Annotated in this window: 5 protein-coding genes and 1 pseudogene; 3 read left to right on the forward strand and 3 right to left on the reverse strand. The window is 27.1% G+C overall.

Annotated features, from left to right (window positions below; genetic code table 11):
• Together JG677_RS05965 and JG677_RS05970 are read right to left on the reverse strand one after the other, a co-directional pair.
• Window positions 1–1,597 (reverse strand): bifunctional chorismate-binding protein/class IV aminotransferase (locus JG677_RS05965; RefSeq protein WP_200285675.1); only part of this gene is annotated, 1,597 nt, incomplete at its 3' end.
• Window positions 1,587–2,651, reverse strand: coding sequence for a tyrosine-type recombinase/integrase (locus JG677_RS05970; RefSeq protein WP_200285677.1), 1,065 nt, complete (start codon window positions 2,649–2,651; stop codon window positions 1,587–1,589). The genes JG677_RS05965 and JG677_RS05970, both read right to left, overlap by 11 nt.
• 543 nt (window positions 2,652–3,194) lie before the next feature.
• Between JG677_RS05970 and JG677_RS05975 the strand changes: the two genes are divergently transcribed.
• The 3 genes and pseudogenes from JG677_RS05975 to JG677_RS05985 all read left to right on the forward strand — a co-directional run bounded on the left by JG677_RS05975 (window position 3,195) and on the right by JG677_RS05985 (window position 6,549).
• Entirely contained in the window at window positions 3,195–3,854 is a 660-nt protein-coding gene (locus JG677_RS05975) for a thiol:disulfide interchange protein DsbA/DsbL (protein WP_200285679.1), read from the forward strand.
• A 9-nt stretch (window positions 3,855–3,863) separates the two neighbouring features.
• Window positions 3,864–4,649, forward strand: coding sequence for a protein-disulfide oxidoreductase DsbI (gene dsbI / locus JG677_RS05980; protein ID WP_200285681.1), 786 nt, complete (start codon window positions 3,864–3,866; stop codon window positions 4,647–4,649).
• Between the two features lie 36 nt (window positions 4,650–4,685).
• Window positions 4,686–6,549 (forward strand): annotated as a pseudogene (locus JG677_RS05985) (aryl-sulfate sulfotransferase).
• Window positions 6,550–6,594: 45 nt separating this feature from the next.
• Here the strand turns inward: JG677_RS05985 and JG677_RS05990 are convergent.
• A complete protein-coding gene (locus tag JG677_RS05990; protein ID WP_200285684.1) occupies window positions 6,595–7,578 on the reverse strand; it encodes a c-type cytochrome in 984 nt (327 codons plus the stop codon).
• Between the last annotated feature and the right edge of the window lie 148 nt (window positions 7,579–7,726).

Raw genomic sequence — 7,726 nt, forward strand, 5'->3', positions numbered from 1 at the left:
TGATTATATTGCTTCTACTTGCTTCACAGAGTTCATTTTTTTCATTAAAAAAAGCTATATCATAACATTTATCTTTTTTCCATAGAGAAGATTTGTCATCGTATAGTTTTCTTAAGGAACTTTTAAAAAAGAGTGCATCGTTTTTAGAAGAAATTTTTTCTTTACTTAGAATAAGCTTATCATTAAAAGCATGCTTTAGCTCTGTTATATTTAATTTATAATGCCCCTCTTTATATAAGATAAGCTTTAAAATTCCTTCATTTTGATGATAATTGTTAATAACAAAAGGATAAAAAAGGAAATGATCTTGATTAAAAATTTTATTATTAAGTTCTAAAAGTTTTAAATTTTTAAAATCTTGCAAATTTGAAGATTGATTTAAAATTGTTTGAAAATCTTGTTCTAATTTTTGAGTATTAAAATTTAGAATTTGTGCTGAGTTGAGTAGTCTTTTTAAATGTTCTTTTAAAAATAAAATTTTACCATTTCTATAAAGCATAGTTTCAAAAAGATAAAAATCACAAGCATTTAAAAATTTGGTTTTTAGCTCGAGTTCTTTAAATTCTTCTTCTTTATTAGAATCCCAAACTAAACCACTACCAACTCCATATTTAAAATAATTGTTTTCTTTTTCTAAGGTTCTAATGCTTACATTAAAAATACTTTTATTTTTATGGATTAAACCTATAGATCCACAATAAATTCCTCTTTGTCTTTTTTCTAATTTTTTTATAACTTTAATAGTTTCTATTTTTGGAGCACCAGTTATAGACCCGCAAGGGAAAAGAGCTTTAAAAATTTTATAAATATTAATATTTTTTTTCAACTTTCCTTCAATAAGCGAAGTCATTTGATGAAGAGTAGGGTGAGTTTCTATATCAAAAAGTTTGCTTTGCATACTATGTTTTTTGATAAGTTTTGAAAGATCATTGCGTAATAAATCTACTATCATAACATTTTCGCTTAAATTTTTCATATCATTTTTTAAAAAAAGTTTGTTTTTTGTATCTTCTTGCTCGTTTTTTCCTCTTTGTATAGTTCCTTTCATAGGTTTTGTGGTAATTTTTCTTTTATGAATTTTGAAAAAAAGTTCTGGGGAAAAACAAAGTAGTTCTAAAAGGTCATTTTTTATATAAGCTTTATATTTTGTATTTTGTTTATCTAGTAAAAGGTTAAATAAATCAAAAGAATCAAGATGACTAAAAATTTTTAGTTCTTGAGTAAGATTTACTTGATAACTTTGTCCTTTTGCAATAATTTCTTTTACTTTATTAAAATTCTTATAATATTTTTCTTTATCTAGTTTCTTTACAAAACTAGGCATATATTTTTCTTCATCTATTTTTAAAGCTTTAAATGTTTTTCTTTTTTTATAAGCAAAAAATAAACAATAAGGAAGCGTGCTTTTATAGTGTTTATCTTCTAAATATTTATAAAATTCATATCTAAAAAAAGCTAAAAAATAAAATTTATCTTTATATTTTTCTACAAAATTAAATATTTTTTTACTTTGTTTTTGATTAAAAGCCTTTAATGTATATTTTAAATCATAATACAAAAAATCACCAAAAACAGCAAAATCTTGTTTATTTTTCACTAAGTTCCTTTGCAACTTGTGCAGCAAGTTTTAACTTGTCATTATCAAAATGAGTATAAATTCTTGAAGTATTTAAACTTGCGTGTCCTAAGGCTTCTTGAACCAATACCAAATCTTTTTGTTTTTTATAAAGCAAAGTAGCAAAAGTATGCCTTAACATATGAGCTCCATTTTTTTGTTTGCGAATTCCAGCTTTAAAAAGAATTTGTTCTACTATGCGACTCACATAAGCTTGAGTAAGAGCTGTTCCTTTGCGATTGACAAAGAGTAGGGCATCTTTACTTAAATAATTGATACTTACATTTTTAAGTAAATCTTCTATTAGTTCTTTTTTAATCATTACTATACGATATTTATTACCTTTGGCGCGAATTCTTATAAGGTATAAATCATTTTCTTCGCTAATATCACCCATTTTTATATTGATAGCTTCGCTTACGCGTATTCCAGTAAAAATGATGATTTTGATAATAAGTCTATTGCGAATAGTGTTATTTTTAAAATCTGTTGTATCTATAGCTTTTAGGAATTTTTTTATTTCTTCTTCACTCATAAATTCAGGAAGCTTAACTCCGCTAAGTCCTTTAATACCTGCCCAGTTTTTAAGATTTATATCAAAAATATGAGATTTTGAATCCTCTTCATTTTGCTTGTCCAAAAAATCAAAAAAATTAATTATAGCAATGCGGTGATTTTTTTTACTTGCATCAGAAAGTGTGCCTGTAATGCTTGCTAAAATTTCAACTATAAGTTCCTCATCAATTTGTTTTAAAGAATAAAGTTTATAAAAATTTAAATATTCAAAGAATTTTTTTAAAGGATTAAAATATGTATTTACCCCACTAAGTCCAGCATTTCTTGCTTTTTTAACAAGAGCATCAAGTTCTTGTATATTTTTTACCCCTTTGGTAAGAGTAAAATTAACTTCTGCTAGATTTTTAGGGTTTTTAAGTTCTTTATTGGAAAGGGAATTGAGTTTAAATTTAATATATTTACATAACCAAAATAAAAAAGATTTTTCAAAATTCTCTTCGCAATCTAAAGGATATTTCATAAGGTTTTCCTAGATGTATATTTTTATTTTTTATTATATCTTTTTCTTTATTAAGATTTTTTTCTATTCTAAATTATTAATCTGTATTTTTATTTAGTTTTTAAATTTATTAAAATTAATTATTTGTTTTTTATTTATAAATTATCTTTATTTGAAAATTAAAAATATATTAAAGTAAATAATAATAAGTATGTAAATTAGTATGATAAAAAGTAAAAACACTATAAATTTATTATTTTGTATTGAAAACTATAATTTTCAAACTTTTATAAAAATACTAAAAAATACTCTATTTTAATAATTCAAAACGCTATTTTTAGGTTTTATAAGAAATTTACTTTTTGGAGTAAAATTATTTATCCATAAAAAATAGTGTAATATTTTTAACATTTTTTTTAATATTTTTATTTGAAAAATTTTTAAAGTATTTTTTAATATTATATTAAGTGAATAGTTCTAAAATAAACATTAACAATCTTTTAAATAAATATTTTATTTTTATTTAAATTGTATTTATTGAGATTGAAATTTAAAGGAGGTTGTATGAAAGTTTTTAGCAAAATTGTTAAATTCTCTACTATAGCGGTTTTTTTGTTGCACTTTAATGCAAGCGCCCTTACTGAAGGAAAGGAATATATAGTATTACACTCCCCTATTCCTAGTGTTCCTAATTCTGTTATAGAAGTTTTTTCTTATCGTTGTACACATTGTTATGATCATCATAAATTCAATACCCTTGAAAAAATTAAAGAAAAGCTTCCAAATTTAAATTATAGTTTTTATCCTGTAAGTTCTATGGGAGATTATGGTAAACAAGCCAATGAAGTATTTGCTTTTGCGTATGCTAAAGATAAAGAAAACAATATAGATTCTACAGATCAAAATAGTTTTACTTATAAAGTTGCTGATGCATATTTTAGTGCTTACTTTAAAAAGAAAGAAAGATGGGAAAATGGAGAAAATCCAGAAGCTTTTTATGATGTTGGATTAAAAGCTATGGGTGTAACTAAAAATGATTTAGAATTTTTTTTAAAAACCGATGAAGCAAATAAAATTTTAAAATCATATGAATATGCAAATGATATTTCTAAAAATTATGGAACCCCAGGTTTTGTTGTAAATGGAAAATATCAAATTACACCACAAGCAATTACATCTCCACAAGCTCTTATCAAGGCTATAGAAGAACTTAGTAAATTATAGGAGTATATTATGTCCTATAATTTTTTAGAAAAAATTTGCAAATGGCAAGATACTAGAATGCCTTGGGCTATAATTATTTTTATAACTATAGCACTTGTATTTATAGCACATTTTCTTTTTCAAAAATATCTTTTTATGGAACCTTGCGAACAATGTGTTTATATACGTTTTGATATGCTTGTTATAGCTCTTGGTGCTATTATAGTTTTCATAAGTCCTAAAAGTGATATTGCTAAAATATTTGGTTATACTTTTGGATTTTATGGAATTTGGCTTGGAATTGAACATTGTTTGCTTCTAAATCATATACATGAAGCCGTTCATTCTGGGAACCCTTTTACTGGAACTAGTGGATGCAGAGAAATTCCTATTTATCCTTTTAATTTGCATTTATACGAATGGCTTCCACAATGGTTTCTTCCTAGTGGAGAATGTGGAATAGATGCTCCAGTTGTCCCAGAGTCTGCTTATGCTACTCTTAGTTTTTTTCAGAAAATTTTCATTGGAAATCCACCAAATTTTGGAGATGGACTTTATAGTAATGGGTGGTATTTAATTCCAAAATGGCAATTTCTTAATATGGCAATGTGTTGTCTTATAATTTTTATATGTTGCTTTATAATGCTCTTTTTAATGTTTATTTCTTTTGTTTTTAGTAAAAAAAGAGCAAGAGTTTTAGCAATAATTATTTTTATATTTATTGTTACATTAAAAATTACTGGAAAATCAAGAACACCAGTTTTGGTAAGTATCAATGATAATTGTGAGATAAGTTTATTTTTAAATAATGCATAAATTTGTGTTATTGCTTTGATAAATTAAGGAATAAAAATGAAATTAAATAAATCTTTTTGTGCAATAGTTTTAGTAACGAGTGCAACTTTAATTACCCCAAATGTTTTATTGGCGATAGGAGGTCCAAGCGGATCTAAGATTGATTGGCAAATTCAAGGGCAAATTGGTGCTATAAAACTTAATCCTTATAATCTATCTCCTTTAACTGCTATTATAATGGATGGCGGATATATTTTAAAAGATATAAAAGTTACTATACTTCCTAAACCAAATGGACAAACAATTTCTTATCGTGTGAGTGAAAATATGGCTAAAACTTATGGAGGAATCCCTATTTTTGGTCTTTATCCTTCTTATTTAAATAATGTAAAAGTAAGCTATACTAAAGTATCGGCCAATAAAAGCGAAAAAATTGTTGATGAAATTTACAAGATAACAACTCCCGCAGTAAGTATAATGCCAAGCGGTAATAGTGCTCAAACCGGCTCTCCTTTTGGTAGTATTAATATCATAAAAATGGATGAGAAATTTCAATGATAGATTATATCTTATAAATAATACGCCTGGCAAACAATTAGGAAAAGGTTCTCAAGCTGTATGGAATAATCCAATTGGCGGAGCTTTAGAATGGGATGAAAATTCTAATGTTTTCATTATTGATACCAAAGGTGAAATTAGATGGTATTTTGATAATGATAAGCTTATGGATTGGAATAATATCTATAATCGTGGCATTATGATGGGTTTTAAGCAAAATAAAGATGGAGCTTTAAGTTGGGGTTTTGGTCAAAGATATGTAAAATATGATGTTATGGGGAGGGAAATTTTTAATAGAGTTTTGCCTTTGGGCTATATTGATTTTTCTCATGCTATGGATAATATGCAAAATGGTCATTATCTTTTACGTGTAGCTTCTGCAAATGTTAAAAGAGTTGATGGCAAAAATGTAAGAAGTGTTAGAGATGTTGTAGTTGAAGTTGATCAAAATGGTAATGTAGTGGATGATTGGAGATTATATGATATTTTAGATCCCTATAGAAGTACTATTATAAAAGCCCTTGATCAAGGAGCTGTGTGTTTAAATATAGATGCTAATAAAGCTGGAACAACTTTAAGTGATAAAGAGCTCGCAAAAATGGATGAAAATAATCAATTTGGTGATATAGCTGGAACAGGTATAGGTAGAAATTGGGCTCATATAAATAGTATAGATTATGATCCAAGTGATGATAGTATTATCATCTCAAGTCGTCACCAAAGTGCTATCGTTAAAATAGGTAGGGATAAAAAAATCAAATGGATTTTAGGAACTCATAAAGGATGGGGTAAGAAATTTCAACAATATCTTTTGCAACCTATAAATTCTAATGGCGCTAAAATAGTTTGTGAAGATGAATATTCTAAATGCCCAGGATATGAAAATGAAAAAGGTGGATTTGATTTTACTTGGACACAGCATACAGCTTGGAGAATTGACTCAAAATCAAATAAGCGTTATTTATATTTAAGTGTTTTTGATAATGGTGATGCAAGAGGAGCCAAACAACCACCTTTTGTATCGCAAAAATATTCTCGTGCTGTTATATATAAGATTGATCAACAAAATAAAACAGTAGAGCAAATTTGGGAATATGGAAAAGAAAGGGGCAATGAGTGGTTTTCTCCGGTTACTTCTTTGGTGGAATATCAACAAGACAAAAATTCTATAATGGTATATAGCGCAACTGCTGGAATGGCTTTTGATTTAAGTAAGGGTATAAGCATTGGCGATCCTAAACCAGAAATTGATGAATTTATCTGGGGAGCGAAAGAACCCTCAGTTCAAATCCGATTTAGCGGAACAAATACAGGATATCAGGCTATGCCTTTTAATGTAGAAAAAGCTTTTAATACTAAATAAATTTAAGTTCCTATTAAGTTTATTAAAACTTAATAGGAAAGTTTATCAATTTTTAATCATAGGTTTATAAGGTCCATACCTATGCTGGGTAGTTGAAAAGCCATCATCATAAGGTCCTACATCCATATCTAGAGGTTTTACTTTTCTATCAGGAAAATCTTTATCTCTATTTATCTTAATAGGACGCGTTTGAGAATTTATATAAGCTGCTACATCGTAGGATTCTTCCAAGGTTAAATCAGCATTCCCTTTTGGCATATTTTCTTTAATATAAGATGCTGCTTTGATTAAGCGATACATACCAGCTCCAGTATTATAACTATCTTTTCCCCATAAAGGTGGATAAATATAATAAGCCCCTACTTTGTCTTCATTTTTAACTCCAAGTCCATTTTCTTGATGGCAAACGATACATTTTTCATTATATACAATTTTACCTTTTTTTGGATCAGTTGCTCTATCAATAAAATCTATTTTTTTTAGTCCTTGTCCTTTTGTTTTTGCGCCAGTTGGAATACCTTGAGATAGCCATTGCATATAGGTTAGCATTGCTTTCATTTCTGGAGTATTTTCAGGCATTTTTTTACCATTCATAGATCTTTCAAAACAACCATTAATACGATCGGTTAAAGTAATAACCTTATCTGATCTTGCATTATATTGTGGGAATCTTGCCCAAATTCCTACAAATCCTGATTGATTTTGAACGGTTCCTGCAGCAGCATGGCAACTTGAGCAAGAAAGATTATTACCAGCAAAACGTTTATTTTTATCTTTTGCTTGTGGGCCTAAGTAATTTGAAGTTTCGTTAAGAATTTTATTTCCTAAAATTACCATTTCAGAATATTTTGACTTTGGCATTTTGCTTTCATCTATTGTGCCATCTTCATTTAAGGCTTCAGGTAGCTTCCATTCAGCTTCTGGTAAATTAATACCTGTTTGAGCTTTGGTTTTAGCTAAATTTTTATCAAGTGCAAAAGCACAACTTCCAACCAATAAAACTGCTAATATTATAGAAGTTTTTTTCATGGAAAGCTCCTTTTTTTGTTTTTGTGAGTAAATAAAGTATAGAACTTTAAAGAAAAAAAGTCAATTAAAATTAAAATAAATTAATATATTTTATATATAGCAAAGTTTTATTTAGATAGAATAATTTTTGCAGTATTTTATAAAGGAA

The sequence above is a fragment of the Campylobacter sp. TTU-622 genome, from assembly GCF_016598965.1.
Classification (GTDB): Bacteria; Campylobacterota; Campylobacteria; order Campylobacterales; family Campylobacteraceae; genus Campylobacter_D.